Consider the following 17,179-nt stretch of genomic DNA (forward strand, 5'->3'; position numbering starts at 1 on the left):
CTGGAAACCATAATGAATAGAATTTTCTTCATTTTTACTTTTCTTTTTTACTGCACTTTTTCAAATGCGCAGGATTCCTTGACGACTGAAGATCCGCCAAAAATAGATGCCGTAAAGTACACTGAAAAAGATATTCAAATCGACACAAGCACGACTGAAGCGAAAACCTTCGCTAAAGATTTCAAAAAAAAATATACCGATTCAGAATTTCAATACGAGCCAAAAAAGCCCGAAAGAACGTTTTGGGATGATTTTAAATCTTGGCTTGCAAGTATATTTAGAAAACTTTTTTCGTTCAGTAATCCACAGTCAGCAATAAACTTTGTTGGTATTTTACTAAGAGTATTGGCTGTATTGACTATTATGCTCGTTATATTCTTAATCGTAAAAGCGTTGATTAATAAAGAAGGACAATGGATTTTTGGAAAGAATTCTAAAAAACGTACCCTTTATTATTCTGATGCAGAGAAAAATATTCATCTTTTAGATTTCGAAAAATTAATAAAAGAGAGCATCCAGGCAGATGAAAAAAGAATTGCAATTCGTTATTATTATTTATGGCTGCTGAAAGTTATGGCGCAAAATAATTATATTGAATGGGATATCGAAAAAACGAATTCTGATTATTTATACGAACTTCAACGACCAATTCATAGAGAAGAATTTACTTATTTGTCGTACTTATACAATTATATTTGGTACGGAGAATTCGAAATTGATGAAGCTAAGTTCACCAAAACCGAAAACCGATTTAAAAAAGCAATAAAAACCTTTAGCAATGAATAAATCCATCAAAATTTATGTGGCTATTCTGGTTTTTGTTTTAGCCCTTATTATTATAACAGATCGCGATCAGCCAAAACCTATTGACTGGCGCCCAACCTTTTCTGTACATGATAAAATTCCGTACGGATTGTTTGTTTTTGACAAAGAAATCAAAGGACTTTTGAAAGGACAAAAAATAGAAAGAGTTTCTGCCGTTACGCCTTATGAATATTTAGATGCAAACTATAATTCTGATACTTTGGTAGAAGATTATAAAATAAAAGGAACCTTCTTTAATATTTCAGAATATGGTGCAATCGACGATCAGTCGGTAAAAGAGCTTTTTTATTTTGTTTCGCGCGGAAACAGCGTCTTTTTAAGCATGAGAAGTTTTCCACAGATTTTATTAGACAGTTTAAAACTAGATGTTCAGTCTAATTTACCAAGCTTAAACAGTACATCAATCTGGATGGCGAATAAAAAAGTCAGCACTAAAAAATATCTCTTTAAACAATCTGTAGAAGATTATTTTTCTAAAATTGACACTTTAAATACAACCGTTTTAGGCTATCAAAGCACAACGAAAAATGAGAAACATATAAATTTTATAAAAGTTCGTTATAGCGGAGGTTATTTTTATCTGCACACACAGCCCGCAGCTTTTACCAACTTTCATTTATTAAAAGGAAATCATTATCAGTATGCTGAAAATGTGCTGACTTATATTCCAAAAGGAAATGTTTTTTGGTATACGAAAGGGCAAAATGGTGAATCAATTTCAGGCTCGCCATTGCGTTATATTTTTAGTCAGCCTGGATTAAAATGGGCTTATTATTTTAGTATAATTGGCATTTTAATTTTTATGATTTTCAATGCCAAACGAAAACAGCGCATTGTGCCGATTATAAAGCCATTATCTAATTTGACCGTTGATTTTACAAAAACGATTGGAAATTTATATTATCAAGAAGGCGATCACGCCAATATTATAGATAAAAAAATTATATATTTCTTGGAGAAAATCCGAACGGAATATTTAATCGATACCACAAAACTGGATGACGATTTTATTAAAAAACTGCATCATAAAACAGGAAAAAATGAAACTGATATTCGAGAACTTGTATTTTTAATCAACGAACATCGAAATAGTTACCACGGAAGTCTCGAAGAAGATTTAATCCGAATTAATAATGCAATTGAAAAGATTTTACATTAAATAAAAACTGTCTGCTACAGATTAAAATAATTTTTAAATCTGTGAGAATCATTTAATCTGCGGCAGAAAAAAAATAAAATTCAACTTAAGAAACATACAAAACATGGATGATATTAATACCCCAGAAACCGAAATCACAAATGAAAATGTGAATTTTGAGACTAGAATAAATTTAACTCCTTTACTGGATCACATCAATATTATCAAAAAAGAATTAGAAACGGTAATTGTGGGACAGCATAAAATGATCGACCAGCTTTTGGTTGCTATTTTATCAAACGGACATGTTTTGCTTGAAGGTGTTCCTGGAGTTGCTAAAACTATTACAGCCAAATTACTTTCTAAAACATTGAATATTGGCTTTAGCCGAATTCAGTTTACTCCAGATTTGATGCCTTCTGATATTTTGGGAACTTCTATTTTCAACCTAAAAAGTTCAGAATTTGAGTTTAAAAAAGGCCCTATTTTCTCTAACCTGATTTTAATTGATGAGATTAACCGTGCTCCTGCCAAAACTCAGGCTGCACTTTTTGAAGTTATGGAAGAACGCCAGATTACGATTGATGGTTCTGCCTATCAGCTTGAAACGCCATTTTTAGTAATTGCAACTCAAAACCCAATTGAACAGGAAGGAACGTATCGTTTGCCAGAAGCCCAGCTAGATCGTTTTTTATTCAAAATCACAATTGATTATCCAAAATTAAACGAAGAAATTCTGATCATTCAAAGAGAACATTTATTGCAGGATCATGGCAAATTAGAATCCATTAAAACCGTTCTTTCTGCTGAAGAAATAAAAGGTTATCAAGCTTTAATAAAACAAATTAGAGTAGAACAAAATCTATTGGAATACATCGCTAGAATTGTGATCAATACTAGAGAAAATGCTTTTTTATATTTAGGAGCTTCGCCTCGTGCCTCTATCGCGATTTTGAATGCCGCTAAAGGTTTTGCTGCCATAAGAGGACGCGATTTTGTAACTCCAGAAGATATTAAGGAAGCTGCAATTCCGGTTTTACAGCACCGTGTTATTGTGGCTCCAGAACGCGAAATGGAAGGAATTTCGAGCACTGAAATTATCAAACAAATTCTTGAAACAGTAGAAATTCCGAGATAATTATTAATTGTAAATTTTTAATTATTAATACCATACAACCTTTTAAAAATGAGAGTATTTAAATTATTCTTTTTCTTCTTTATCGGAATTGTTTTGGTTGGTTTTAAACCAATTGAAAAAACAAATGCGTCAGTTTATTTCGCAAGCGACAAACAACAGCTCGAAATATTGATAAGAAAAGCGTATGAATGGATTGAGACTAAAAGCACGAAAACTGACTTTGACGTTGTGGAAAATAAAAAGGGCGACAAATATGTTGGACTAAATTTAAAAGCGCATAACAAAAAATTAGAGGAGCTTAAAAAAAGTAACTTTTTCTCCAAACAATTTCTTGATAATTACAATAAAATTGGATTGAAAATTGGCGACAATCTCAAAACTAATAAGATCGAATATTTTGTTGGCGACTTGCCTCCATATGGCAATGACACAAATTATTGGTGTGATTGTCAGGATAATCCGGAAGGATATTGGAAAACACTAAAAATAAACAATTTAAAAATTGAAACTAATAAAGCTAGTTTCTATTGGACATGGACGGAATGGAAAGAAACTCCAAAATATAAAGTAAAAGCCGTTAAGGAAAATGGAATCTGGAAAATTGATTATTTAGAGGGTTTGGATTATAACAGCCTGACTAAAGTATAAGCATTAAAACTTAAAATATATTTTAAATTGAAATTCATAAAAAGTCTATATCTCAATAACTTCTTCTTCTATGTGCTTTTGAGCATTATAGGCCTGTTTGTATGCGCATATATTTTTCCGAATTTATATAATGCCGTTTGGTTTGGTGTTTTGGTTTTGCTTACTTTTTTAGGACTTGATATTTTGCTTTTATACTTGTCAAGAAACGGAATTGAAGCTACGAGAACTGTACCTGAAAAACTTTCAAATGGAGATTTAAATCCGATTAGCATCAGCATAAAAAATCAGTATACTTTCCCTATTTTGGTTAAGATTATTGATGAAATTCCGGTGCAGTTTCAGGTTCGTGATTTTAAAATCGTAAAAACGATCAAAGCATCTTTTCAAGATGATCTTAAATATGAATTACGTCCGACAGAACGCGGTGAATATCATTTTGGTTATTTGAATATTTATGTTTCCTCTCCTTTGAGGCTGATTTCGAGACGGTTTGTTTTCGATCATGATCAAATGGTTCCAACTTATCCTTCTTACATTCAATTGAGAAAATATGATTTATTGGCTTTTTCGAATAATTTGCATCAATATGGAATCAAAAAAATTCGCCGAATTGGACATACAATGGAATTTGAACAAATTAAAGAATATGTTCAGGGCGATGATCTTAGAACTTTAAATTGGAAAGCGACCGCGAAGAAAAATTCGCTGATGGTGAATCAATTTCAGGATGAAAAATCGCAGTCGGTTTATATGGCAATTGACAAAGGACGCGTTATGCAAATGCCTTTTGACGGATTGAGTTTGCTTGATTATGCAATTAATTCGACTTTGGTTTTATCAAATGTTATTTTGAAAAAACAAGATAAAGCTGGAATTTTTGCTTTCTCTAAAAAGGTCGAAAACAGAGTGTTTGCTGAAAAAAGAGGTTCACAGATGCAAAAAATCCTTGAAACTTTATACAACATTAAAACTGATTTTTTCGAAAGCGATTACAGCCGCCTTTATGTTGATATCAAGAAAAATATCAATCAAAGAAGTTTGATTATTTTGTATACCAATTTTGAAACGATGGATGGTCTAAATCGTCAATTACCCTATTTAAAAGGAATTGCAAAGAGCCATTTATTGGTTGTTGTCTTTTTTCAGAATACAGAATTGAATGATATCATTAATAAAAAAACAGATACCATTCAGGAAGTTTACGATAAAGTTATTGCCGAAAAATTCATGTTTGAAAAAAGACTGATCGCCAACGAATTGAAGAAATATGGAATTCATTCGGTTTTAACGCAGCCTGAGAATTTGACTTTAGATGCTATTAATAAATATTTAGAAATTAAGGCGAGAGGTATTTTGTAAGGATTCAAATGTTTTTCGATTAAAAAACAAAAAAGTATGCGTAACGGTACAATTCCTATTCTTGTAATAATATCCATTTTATTGTTTCTTATTTACAATTCAAAAAATGAATATTATAAAAAGAGTAAAGAATTTCATGAGAAGACTTTGAATGGAGAGATTCTTGAAATCGCAAAAAGTCGTGGAACAAAGATCTACTATGACAGAAACGATTTTTTTTATCAGAGTGATTATGAAGGTCCGGAATTATTTGTGGGTGATGTAATTAGGAAAAATGGAAGTGAAATAATGATTCTGCGAAAAGACTCAAAAGGTGATTACATTGAAGTTGGCAAAGGAAAAAGTGTAGAGCCTGAAAAAAGTTATTTCAATTACTTTTTTGGAATTTAAAGTCTTCTTAAAGAAAACATTATTAAAACATCAAATGCCCGTTGTAAATTAGAATTGATAAAAAAACTTTAAACCTTTGTCTTGTAAACTTTGTAACATAAAAGGCCATGAAAAAAACATTCTTAATTCTATTCATTTTAATCCGTTTTGTTTCACACGCACAAAAAACTGAAAACATAATCATCATCACAACAGATGGTTTTAGATGGCAAGAAGTTTTTAAAGGAATGGATCCCGCGATTGCCAATGACAAAAAATTCAATCAGGGCGACAGTACTTACATTTATAAAAAATATTCAAGTGCTGACTTCAAAGAAAATCGTAAAAAACTTATGCCTTTTTTGTGGTCAGAAATTGCTTCAAAAGGGCAAATTTATGGAAACCGAGATTTAGGGAACAAAGTAGATGTTTCAAATCCGTACTGGTTTAGTTATCCTGGATACAGCGAAATTATGACCGGAAATGTCGATGTCGAAATTAACTCAAATGGTTATAAACCAAATCCAAATATAAATGTTTTAGAGTTTTTAAATCAACAATCAAAACTAAAGGGAAAAGTTGCCGCTTTTGGTGCCTGGGATGCTTTTGACCGAATTTTAAACGAAAAAAGAAGCGGATTTCCGGTAATCTCTGCCTTTGATAATGTTGGAGGAAATAAACCAACTCAAACTCAAAAGTTACTGAATGAAATGCGTGACAATTCGTGTAAGCCTTTTCATGAAGATGAATGCCTTGATGTTTTTACTCATTATGAAGCATTAAATGAACTAAAAACCAATAAACCAAAAGTACTTTATATCTCATACGGCGAAACGGACGAATGGGCTCACGCTGGACACTATAGATCGTATCTTGATGCAGCAAATCAGGTTGATAAGTGGATTAAAGAAATTTGGAATTTTGTGCAAAATGATCCTCAATACAAAAATAAAACTACATTGCTGATTACCGTAGATCACGGACGTGGCGACAAAACCAAAACACAATGGACAGATCATGGCGCTAATGTTGTAGGCGCATCAGAAATTTGGTTTGCTGCAATCGGACCAGAAATTGCTCCAAAAGGCGAAATCAAAACAGAATCTCAATTGTATCAAAAACAATTTGCTCAAACTATTTCTAAAATTATGGGATACACTTTTACAGCACCACATCCTGTGGCTCCAGAAATTTCAGAAATCTTTCAAAAATAAACCAACAACCTTAAATAATTAACCATTTAAAACCAATCTATTTTAATGAAGAAAATTCTACTTACGTTATTTTTATCTGCTGTTTTTATTCCGAAAATAATAGCTCAAAAAAGTGACACTACTGCTGCATATTATGATAATATCGAAAAATCGATGAAGTACGAATCCGGAAAAATTAATTTAACCGAAGGAGACGGAACGCTAAATATTCCGAAAGGATTTAAATTTCTAAATGCAGAACAAACTCAAAGTGTTTTAACCAATTTATGGGGAAACCCAGAAGATAAAAGCGTTTTAGGAGCACTTGTTCCCGATGGAAAAGGCGTAACTCATAGCAACAGCTGGATGTTTATTATTACATATCAAGGAGATGGCTATGTAAAAGATGACGATGCTGACGATATTGATTATGATGATTTGCTGAAAACGATGAAAGAAGATACTCAGGTAACAAATGAGGAAAGAAAAAAAGGAGGTTATCCTGAAGTTCAATTAGTTGGATGGGCATCAAAACCTTATTATGACAGCAACTTAAAAGTACTGCATTGGGCAAAAGAATTAAAATTCGGCAAAGATGAAGTGAATACTTTAAATTATGATTTAAGAGTTTTAGGTAGAAAAGGAATGTACAATATTTCTGCCGTTGCCAACATGGGCGAACTTGCAGAAGTAAAAGCCAGTATTCCTGGAATTGTAAAAAGTGTAGAATTCAACGACGGAAACAAATATTTAGATTTCGATGCGGATACAGACACTGTTGCCGCTTGGACTATTGGAGGATTAGTGGCCGGAAAAGTTTTGGCTAAAGTTGGTTTCTTTGCTATTCTGGCAAAATTTGGAAAAATCATTGTCGTTTCACTTATTGCAGGATTTGCAGCTGTCAAGAAATTCCTTTTCGGAAAAAAAGATCAAGTTGTAACAAGGCCTGTTGAAGAAGAAACTGCTCTTTTAGAAGAAAACAATTCGACTGAAGAATAATTTAGCCCCCACGAATTTCATAAATTTTCACAAATAGTTAATTGCTTTTATGCAGTAAAAATTAGTGTGAATTCGTGAAATTCGTGGTTGTTTTTTTTTAAAAACCTCTGAACCTTTGCCACTCTCAGGCTTTGCCTCTATTTTAAAAAAAATCTCAGTACCTTAGCGCCTCAGAACCTAAGTACCTTTAAAAAAAATGAAACAAATAACTTCAATACAAAATCCGTTTATAAAATCGCTTGTTTTACTTCAGGAAAAGGCAAAAGCCCGCAAGCAGACTGGAACATTTTTGATTGAAGGTTTACGTGAAATCTCATTAGCTATAAAAGGCGGTTATGAAATAGAAACCGTTTTATTTTTAGCAGAATTGGTTACTGAAAATGAAATTAACAAACTGGTTAAAACACCTGTCCAATTAATTGAAATCAATAAAGAAGTTTATCAAAAATTAGCATATCGCGATACTACTGAGGGAATTTTGGCCATAGCCAAAACCAAATCGATGCAATTATCAGATTTAAATCTATCTGAAAATCCGCTGATTTTAGTGGCAGAAGCTCCAGAAAAACCAGGAAATATTGGCGCGCTTTTACGTACTGCTGATGCTGCAAATCTCGATGCTGTTTTAATCGCAAATCCTAAAAGTGATTTATACAATCCAAACATTGTGCGTTCGAGCGTGGGCTGTTTGTTTACCAATCAAATTGCAACTGGAACGACAGCAGAAATTATTGCTTTTTTAAAAGAAAAAAAAATCAATTTTTATTGTGCGACCTTGCAAAATTCAACTTCATATCATACACAAGATTTTACCACTCCAACAGCTTTAGTTGTGGGTACAGAAGCAACCGGACTTACACAGGAATGGCGTGATGCTGCCACACAAAATATCATTATTCCGATGCAAGGAGAAATAGACAGTATGAACGTTTCTGTTGCTGCAGCTATTTTAATTTTTGAAGCAAAAAGACAGAGAGGGTTTTGATTCTAGATTTTTAGATTTTTAGATTTTTAGATTTTTAGATTTTTAGATTTTTAGATTTTTAGATTTTTAAAAAATCGCTTCGCTCTTTTTTGTTGGAATTTTAAATCTTTAAATTTATTTTTAAATAAACATTTATTTAAGCAGACGGAGCGAAGTCGAAGTCTTTTTACACCTCAAAAAATCTGAAATCTATCCTGTCCCGAAGTTTCGGGATCTGGACTAAAATCAACAATCTTAAACCTTGCGTATATTCAAACTTATTCTTATTTTTAGTACTTGAACTATGCCGTTATGATAGAAATAGATATTGAAAAAGAAAACAAAGCAATTGCGCACGAATACAAAGAATTACTTCGAATAAGTTATCAGACTTTAAGCCCTGCTGATAAAAAATTAATCCGGAAAGCTTTTGATGTTGCTGTCGATGCTCATAAAGAACAAAGACGCAAATCTGGAGAAGCCTATATCTTTCATCCTATTGCAGTTGCGAAAATTGTTGCCTCAGAAATTGGTTTGGGAGCGACCTCTATTGCTGCGGCTTTATTGCATGATGTTGTCGAAGATACTCCAATAACGGTTGAAGATATTGAGCGTTTATTCAACCCAAAAGTGGCACAATTGGTTGAAGGTTTGACTAAAATTTCGATGGTTCAAAAAGATCTGAATGCATCCATGCAGGCAGAGAATTTTAGAAAAATGATCCTTACATTGAACGATGACGTTCGTGTAATTCTAATAAAATTAGCCGATCGTCTGCACAACATGCAGACAATGGACTCAATGGTCGAATACAAACAGACAAAAATCGCCTCTGAAACACTTTATATCTACGCGCCTCTCGCCCATCGTTTAGGACTTTACAATATTAAAACTAAGTTGGAAGATTTAGGATTAAAATATACTGAACCGAACGTTTATAATGATATTGTAAGCAAAATTCGAGAAACAAAAGAAGAACAAGATGCTTATATCAAAGATATTTCAGATGTTTTGAAAAAATCTTTAGACAATGAAGGCATCGATTATATCATAAAAGGACGTCCGAAATCTATTTATTCGATTCGACGAAAAATGCGCGCTCAAAATGTGAGTTTTGATGAAGTGTATGATAAATTCGCTTTAAGAATTGTCTATAAATCAGATCCGCATGACGAAAAATTTGTGGCTTGGAAAATATATTCAATCGTAACAGATCACTACAGACCGAGTCCGAGTCGTTTGCGTGACTGGATTTCATCACCAAAATCAACTGGTTATGAAGCTTTGCACATTACCGTTATGGGACCAAAAGGCCGTTGGGTCGAGGTACAGGTTCGAAGCGAACGTATGGATGAAATTGCTGAAAAAGGTTATGCCGCACATTACAAATATAAAAATGGAGCAACAGAAGAAAGCGGTTTGGATGTTTGGCTAAATTTACTTCGTGAAGCTTTAGAAAATCAAGAAACTAATGCGGTAGATTTTGTGGAAGATTTTAAAATGAATTTATATTCAAAAGAAATCTTTGTTTTTACACCGAAAGGAGAAATCAAATCCTTGCCAAAAGGAGCAACATCGCTGGATTTTGCTTTTAGCATACATTCAGAAATTGGAATTAAAACCAGAGGAACTCGTGTAAACGGGCGCTTAGTTCCGTTAAATCATGAATTAAAAAGTGGCGATCAAGTTGAAGTTATAACTTCTGCCAACCAAAAACCAACTGTAAACTGGCTGGAATATGTTACGACTTCGAGAGCAAAAAATAAAATCAAAAACGTTCTTAATGAGAACACTAAAAAAATTGCCGAAGAAGGAAAAGAACTTCTTACCAGAAAACTAAAACACTTAAAAGTAACTATAAGTGAACAAGTTATAAACGAATTAGTGAACTTCTTCAAACTAAAAACCAGCTTAGATTTATTTTACAGAGTTGGAATTGGAGCAATTGAAAATCAGCAATTGAAAGATTATGCTGCTCAAAAAAGCAATTCGTTTATCAATTTCTTCAAAAATAAAATCAAAAGAAATAAAGATACAACTACTGCTGCAGAAGATATTCACAAACCGGTCATCAGCAGTAATTATGATATGTTGGTTTTTGGAACCGAACATGACAAACTCGATTACAAACTTTCGCAATGCTGTAACCCAATTCCGGGAGACGACGTTTTTGGTTTTGTAACGATTAATGAAGGAATAAAAGTCCATAAAAAAGATTGTCCAAATGCAATCGGAATGCAGTCCAATTACGCGTACCGTATTATGAGTGCCAAATGGATTGATTCTTCTCAAGAAGAATTTAAAGCCATTATAAATATTACAGGAATGGATGTTCTAGGTCTTACAAATCAATTAACGAAAGTAATTTCGAACAATATGAGCGTTAATATCCAGAGTATTTCTTTAAGTACCGATGCTGGAATTTTTCATGGTCAGATTGCCGTAATTGTAAAAAATAATACCATTTTGAAAAAAATGATCAATGCGATCAAAAAAATTGACGGCGTTGATAAAGTAACCCGAGAATACAGAACGTAAGCTCTTTTTTTCTTTAAAAAAATAATTATGAAAACAGATTCTATAGAAATTCCTAAAATCAATTTTGATGAAAACGGAGCACTTTCAATTGTCGCTTCGGAATCTTCATCAAAAGATGATTTTGATTTTTTTCAGGGAAAATCTGTTATTCGGAATAAAAAATTAAAACAACGATTTGCAAATTCGAATGAATGGATTGAATTTCCGTCAACTCAGGAAATGTATAAGATTCTAAACGGAATTGGAAACATCGATAATTTTCTTGCCACTTTTGACGGAGAACCATTCGAAGGCATGACGGTTCGCCTTTTTAATCCGAAAACAAAATTGTGGAGCATTTATTGGGCTGACTCAAACACTGGAATTTTAGACAAACCCGTAGTAGGTTCATTTGAAAACAAAGTTGGGCATTTTTTTTCTAAAGATATTTACGAAGGCAAAAATGTGATTCAAGTTTTCCGCTGGGATGCCAGAGATGAAAAAAATCCGGTTTGGAGCCAGGCAATGTCTGATGATCAAGGGAAAACGTGGGAATGGAACTGGTATATGTACATGACAAAAACCGAATAAAAATTTGTTAGTTTTATCATAAATAAAAATAATTATGTTAATTAAGTTCTTCTAAAATTAATCGAATTAATTGTTCTCAAACCTTGTATTTGGTGCATTATTAGTAATCAAATCAAAATTTGAACGTTAAAGTTTAAACCCGAAACTTTTATTCATTAAAAATAAAAAATTATCTTTGCCGGATATGACACTCATTTCAACTGACAACACTAGAAATCAAGAAATTGTAAAAAATGTTTTTACAATGTATCTTGAACAAAAAGGGCATCGCAAAACTCCTGAGCGTTATGCTATACTTCAGGAAATTTACGATAGCGAAGAGCATTTTGACATAGAAAACCTTTATATCAAGATGAAAAACAAAAACTATCGTGTGAGTAGAGCAACTTTATACAACACGATTGAGTTATTGTTAGACTGCGCATTGGTTAGAAAACATCAATTTGGGCAAAATCAAGCTTACTACGAAAAATCATATTTCGACAAACAGCACGATCATATTATTATGACTGATTCTGGTGAAGTAATTGAATTTTGCGACCCAAGAATTCAAACCATCAAAAAAACAATCGAAGAAATATTTGATATCGAAATTACGAATCATTCACTTTATTTCTACGGAAACAAAAAACAAAAACAATAATCCAGAAAGGCATTATTCAAAAAATAAAAAAAAGAAAATTAACTACATTAATCAGTAGGGCAACTCAAATTGCCTCAACGCAAATTAAAACAGAATGACCGTAGATTTATTACTAGGATTACAATGGGGAGATGAAGGTAAAGGAAAAATTGTTGACGTTCTTACCTCAAATTATGATATTATTGCACGTTTTCAAGGAGGACCAAATGCAGGGCATACATTAGAATTTGACGGAATAAAACATGTACTTAGAACCATTCCTTCTGGAATTTTTCATAAAGATTCAATAAACATCATCGGGAATGGTGTTGTAATAGATCCGGTAGTTTTTCAAAAAGAAATTGAAGGTTTAGCAAAATTTAACCTTGACATCAAAAACAAGTTGATTATTTCAAGAAAAGCACATTTAATTTTACCAACACACCGTTTATTAGACGCAGCATCTGAAGCATCTAAAGGAAAAGCCAAAATTGGTTCTACTCTTAAAGGAATTGGTCCAACTTATATGGACAAAACCGGCAGAAACGGATTGCGTGTTGGAGATATCGAATTAGAAGATTTTAAAGAACGTTATAGAGCTTTAGCAGACAAACACGAAGCGATGATTGCCTTTTATGACGTTGCAATTCAATACAACTTAGCGGAACTTGAAAAAGAGTTTTTTGAAGCTATCGAAGAATTAAAAAAATTAGATTTTATTGACAGTGAAGAATACATGTACCAAGCTCAAAAAGCGGGTAAATCTATTCTATGCGAAGGAGCTCAAGGTTCTTTATTAGATGTTGATTTCGGAACTTATCCTTTCGTAACTTCATCAAATACTACTGCTGCCGGAGCTTGTACTGGTCTAGGAATTGCTCCTAACAAAATTAAAGAAGTATACGGAATTTTCAAAGCTTATGTTACTCGTGTTGGTAGTGGTCCTTTCCCAACTGAACTTTTTGACGAAGTTGGTGCTACAATGGCAAGAGTGGGTAACGAATTTGGATCTGTTACAGGAAGACAAAGACGTTGCGGATGGTTAGACATTGTAGCTTTAAAATATGCTGTTCAAGTAAATGGAGTAACACAATTGATGATGATGAAAGGCGATGTTCTTTCAGGATTCGAAACTTTAAAAGTTTGTACAGAATATAACTATAAAGGACAAAACATTTCTCACTTTCCATATAATATCGAGCCAGAAAATGTAACTCCTATTTATAAAGAATTTAAAGGATGGAAAGCTGATTTAACTGGATTGACAACTTACGATCAATTGCCAGTTGAGCTAAAAGAATATATTGAATTTATTGAAGCTGAAGTTGGCGTGCCAATTAAGATCGTATCTGTTGGACCAGACAGAAAGCAGACAATAACAAAATAACAATCTCTAAACGCTCTGATAATCAGGGCGTTTTTTTATATAAATATTTACGCCATGAAAAATCCGGAAATTAAAATCACCGAAACTTCTTTACTATCAGACAATTGGTACATCCTAAACAAAGTCACTTTCAATTACCAAAAAGAAAATGAAAAAATTCAAACACACGTTCGTGAAGTTTACGATCGCGGCAATGGAGCTGGAATTCTATTATACAATAAAACTAAAAAAATGGTTATTTTAACGCGTCAGTTTCGTTTGCCAACTTTCCTTAACGGAAACAAAACTGGAATGATGATCGAAGTATGCGCTGGACTTTTAGACCAAGATAATCCGGAACAAGCTATTATTCGTGAAACCGAAGAAGAAACGGGCTACCGCATTCAAAAAGTTGAAAAAGCATTTGAAACGTATATGTCTCCCGGAGCTGTAACAGAAATTTTGTATCTGTTTACAGGCGAATATGATGAAAGTATGAAAGTGAGTGAAGGTGGTGGATTAGCCTCTGAACAAGAAAATATCCAGGTTTTAGAATATACTTTTGATGAAGCTTATGCGATGATTGAATCTGGCGAGATTTCTGATGCGAAAACTATTTTGCTGTTGCAGCATGCTAAAATAAAAGGACTGATTTAGTCAGTTCAAAATATACGGTTATGATTGAAAATTCTAAGACAAAATTAATTTTTGGGAAGAATTCGCAAAAGAAAATAACGGCGTTTTTAAAGTAGGCTATTCTTGGATTTCTGATTCAGCAGAAATTGAATACAGAAAATGGAAAATTACTTTTGATAATTTTACTTTATGGTTGGAATTTTGTTTAAGATGAATACTATTAGTAAATGAAAATCAAACAAACAATTCCAGAAATTCTGTAATTCTTTTGAAGGGGTATTAAAATAACTTTACATCAATAAAAAACCAGTTTATGAAAAAGTTATATTACATATCAAATATCCTCCTTTTAGTAGTTTTAGTTGTGTTAGGTTCTTGCAAAAGAAACGAAACTGTTGCCAGAACCGAAAAAGCAACCCCTAAGAAAACAATTGAATATAAAAAGCCAGAATCATCTATTAGTTTTCATTTTGTAAAAACAAAACAATGGCTTGACTCTATAAAAAGTGATTCAACTAAACTAGATATAGCGTACGCTGTAAATAGAACTGACAAGGCGAATTTTGCCAAAATGGATTCAGTTGTAATTCCATCTGATCTAAGTGGTGATTTAGTTTATTATTTACCATTTCCTTTGCACGTTTCTGCTTTAGAAGATGTATCGAAAGTTTTAATATTTTCATATCCTACTCAAACTTTTGCTGCATATGAAAACGGTGAATTAGTTTATACAGGCCCAACTAATATGGGAAGAAAAAAAGATCAAACGCCAACTGGATTATTTTTTACCAATTGGAAAGCAGAAAAAACAACCAGTACGTTTAATGACGAATGGGACTTAAAATGGAATTTCAATATCGAAAATAAACTAGGTGTTGGTTTTCACCAATACGAATTGCCAGGTTATCCTGCTTCTCATTCTTGCTTGCGTTTATTAGAAAAAGATGCTAAATACCTTTACAAATGGGCAGACGAATGGATCTTAAAAGATGCAGAAAATGTAAAAGTAAAAGGAACTCCAGTTATCGTTTTTGGAAGCTACAATTTTGACGGACCAAAACCTTGGTTTGAATTAGTTAATGATCCTAAAGCATTAAATATCTCTGAAAGTGAATTAGAAACTCAAGTACAGCCCTTTGTTCAGAAGATATTAGAAAATCAAAAAGTAAGAGATACAGAAAAACAAACTGCTGCTCTTTAGAAAATATATTTTAAATAAAAAGGCGTAAGAATTTAGATTCTTACGCCTTTTTTTATGCAGAAAAACTAAAAATTATCTAGAATAATTTGGAGCTTCTTTTGTAATCGTTACGTTATGTGGATGGCTTTCAGTAATACCGCTTGACGTAATTCTAACAAAACGTCCCGTTTCTTGTAAAGTTGGAATATCTTTTGAACCACAGTATCCCATTCCGGCACGAAGACCTCCAATAAATTGAAGCATACTTTCGTTCAATTCGCCTTTGTAAGGAACACGGCCCACAATTCCTTCTGGAACTAATTTTTTAACATCATCTTCAACATCTTGAAAATAACGATCTTTTGAACCTGTTTGCATAGCTTCAACAGAACCCATTCCGCGGTAAGATTTGAATTTTCTTCCTTCGAAGATAATTGTTTCTCCTGGAGATTCTTTTGTTCCTGCTAATAATGAACCCAACATTACACAGTCAGCACCTGCAGCGATTGCTTTAGGAATATCACCTGTATAACGAATTCCACCATCAGCAATAACTGGAACACCAGTTCCTTTAATAGCTGCAGCTACTTCAAGAACAGCTGAGAATTGAGGAAAACCAACCCCTGCAACGATACGAGTTGTACAGATAGAACCAGGTCCGATTCCAACTTTTACACCATCAGCACCATTTTCTACTAAGTATTTAGCAGCTTCTGGTGTTGCAATGTTTCCAACAATAACATCTATTTGAGGGAATCTTGATTTTACTTCTTTTAATGTATTAACCACACCTTCTGTGTGTCCGTGTGCTGTATCGATAATGATTGCATCTACACCTGCAGCAACTAAAGCAGCCGCTCTTTCGACAGCATCACCAGTTACTCCAATTGCTGCTGCAACTCTTAAACGACCAAAAGTATCTTTATTCGCGATTGGTTTTTGAGTCAGTTTTGTAATATCTCTGAAAGTAATTAAACCAACCAATTCGTTTTTAGCATTTACAACTGGCAGTTTTTCGATCTTATGACCTTGTAAAACTACCTCAGCTTGTTCTAATGACGTTCCTTCGGCAACAGTAACTAAGTTTGTACTTGTCATTACCTCAGCAATTGGTCTTGCCCCATTTTTTTCGAAACGCAAGTCACGGTTTGTAACGATTCCTTTTAAGATTTTGTTTTCGTCAACAATTGGAATTCCGCCAATTCCGAATTCTTTCATGGCATTTTTTGCATCTGCAATAGTTGAATTCATCGGTAAAGTTACGGGATCGATAATCATTCCTGATTCAGCGCGCTTAACTTTTCTAACCTTCGCCGCTTGCTGTTCGATGGTCATGTTTTTATGTAAAACACCAATTCCGCCTTCTTGCGCCATAGCAATTGCCATTGCACTTTCAGTAACAGTATCCATAGCAGCTGATACTATAGGAACATTTAGTGTTATATTTCGTGAAAATTTTGATTTGATACTCACTTCGCGAGGAAGCACATTCGAGTAGTTAGGTACTAATAATACATCGTCGTAAGTTAAACCTTCGCCGATAATCTTGGAGTTGTGTGCTATCATGTTGCAATTTCTAGTTGAATTGCGTGCAAATATAGTGAATAAATTGCAAACTTGAATACTAACTTTTT

At 33.2% G+C, this 17,179-nt stretch carries 16 protein-coding genes; 15 read left to right on the forward strand and 1 reads right to left on the reverse strand.

What is annotated here, in order from left to right; genetic code table 11:
• Positions 1-12 precede the first annotated feature (12 nt).
• From IR010_RS05285 to IR010_RS05355, 15 genes are all read left to right on the forward strand, one after another.
• The gene (locus IR010_RS05285) at positions 13-786 is read left to right on the forward strand and encodes a DUF4129 domain-containing protein (RefSeq protein WP_194567152.1); all 774 of its coding nucleotides are present in this window, start codon (positions 13-15) and stop codon (positions 784-786) included.
• A complete protein-coding gene (locus tag IR010_RS05290; RefSeq protein ID WP_194602192.1) occupies positions 779-1,984 on the forward strand; it encodes a DUF4350 domain-containing protein in 1,206 nt (401 codons plus the stop codon). Before IR010_RS05285 ends, IR010_RS05290 begins: the two co-directional genes overlap by 8 nt.
• A gap of 103 nt (positions 1,985-2,087) precedes the next feature.
• Complete coding sequence (locus tag IR010_RS05295) at positions 2,088-3,101, forward strand: AAA family ATPase (protein WP_194602195.1); 1,014 nt, start codon at positions 2,088-2,090, stop codon at positions 3,099-3,101.
• A 48-nt stretch (positions 3,102-3,149) separates the two neighbouring features.
• Positions 3,150-3,749, forward strand: a complete 600-nt coding sequence (locus IR010_RS05300; RefSeq protein WP_194567156.1) for a hypothetical protein — start codon at positions 3,150-3,152, stop codon at positions 3,747-3,749.
• A 27-nt stretch (positions 3,750-3,776) separates the two neighbouring features.
• On the forward strand, positions 3,777-5,108 hold the full coding sequence (locus IR010_RS05305; RefSeq protein ID WP_029268740.1) for a DUF58 domain-containing protein: 1,332 nt from the start codon (positions 3,777-3,779) through the stop codon (positions 5,106-5,108).
• Positions 5,109-5,144: 36 nt separating this feature from the next.
• The gene (locus IR010_RS05310; protein WP_194602199.1) at positions 5,145-5,498 is read left to right on the forward strand and encodes a hypothetical protein; all 354 of its coding nucleotides are present in this window, start codon (positions 5,145-5,147) and stop codon (positions 5,496-5,498) included.
• Positions 5,499-5,605: 107 nt separating this feature from the next.
• On the forward strand, positions 5,606-6,691 hold the full coding sequence (locus IR010_RS05315; protein WP_194602202.1) for a phosphoglyceromutase: 1,086 nt from the start codon (positions 5,606-5,608) through the stop codon (positions 6,689-6,691).
• A gap of 45 nt (positions 6,692-6,736) precedes the next feature.
• A complete protein-coding gene (locus tag IR010_RS05320; RefSeq protein ID WP_194602205.1) occupies positions 6,737-7,669 on the forward strand; it encodes a DUF2167 domain-containing protein in 933 nt (310 codons plus the stop codon).
• Positions 7,670-7,865: 196 nt separating this feature from the next.
• A complete protein-coding gene (locus tag IR010_RS05325; RefSeq protein WP_194602208.1) occupies positions 7,866-8,654 on the forward strand; it encodes a TrmH family RNA methyltransferase in 789 nt (262 codons plus the stop codon).
• 291 nt (positions 8,655-8,945) lie between these two features.
• Positions 8,946-11,171, forward strand: coding sequence for a RelA/SpoT family protein (locus IR010_RS05330; protein WP_029268730.1), 2,226 nt, complete (start codon positions 8,946-8,948; stop codon positions 11,169-11,171).
• Between the two features lie 27 nt (positions 11,172-11,198).
• Positions 11,199-11,741 carry a hypothetical protein gene (locus tag IR010_RS05335; RefSeq protein ID WP_194602211.1) on the forward strand — a complete coding sequence of 181 codons (543 nt, stop codon included), beginning with the start codon at positions 11,199-11,201 and terminating at the stop codon, positions 11,739-11,741.
• Between the two features lie 184 nt (positions 11,742-11,925).
• Positions 11,926-12,384 carry a Fur family transcriptional regulator gene (locus IR010_RS05340; RefSeq protein WP_029268726.1) on the forward strand — a complete coding sequence of 153 codons (459 nt, stop codon included), beginning with the start codon at positions 11,926-11,928 and terminating at the stop codon, positions 12,382-12,384.
• A gap of 94 nt (positions 12,385-12,478) precedes the next feature.
• Entirely contained in the window at positions 12,479-13,750 is a 1,272-nt protein-coding gene (locus IR010_RS05345) for an adenylosuccinate synthase (protein WP_029268723.1), read from the forward strand.
• 54 nt (positions 13,751-13,804) lie between these two features.
• Complete coding sequence (locus IR010_RS05350; RefSeq protein ID WP_194602214.1) at positions 13,805-14,386, forward strand: NUDIX domain-containing protein; 582 nt, start codon at positions 13,805-13,807, stop codon at positions 14,384-14,386.
• A gap of 292 nt (positions 14,387-14,678) precedes the next feature.
• On the forward strand, positions 14,679-15,566 hold the full coding sequence (locus IR010_RS05355) for a L,D-transpeptidase (protein WP_029268720.1): 888 nt from the start codon (positions 14,679-14,681) through the stop codon (positions 15,564-15,566).
• Positions 15,567-15,638: 72 nt separating this feature from the next.
• Here IR010_RS05355 and guaB read toward each other — a convergent pair whose 3' ends face one another.
• A complete protein-coding gene (gene guaB, locus IR010_RS05360; protein WP_194567167.1) occupies positions 15,639-17,111 on the reverse strand; it encodes an IMP dehydrogenase in 1,473 nt (490 codons plus the stop codon).
• Positions 17,112-17,179 lie beyond the last annotated feature (68 nt).

The organism is Flavobacterium sp. MR2016-29, assembly GCF_015350695.1.
Classification (GTDB): Bacteria; Bacteroidota; Bacteroidia; order Flavobacteriales; family Flavobacteriaceae; genus Flavobacterium.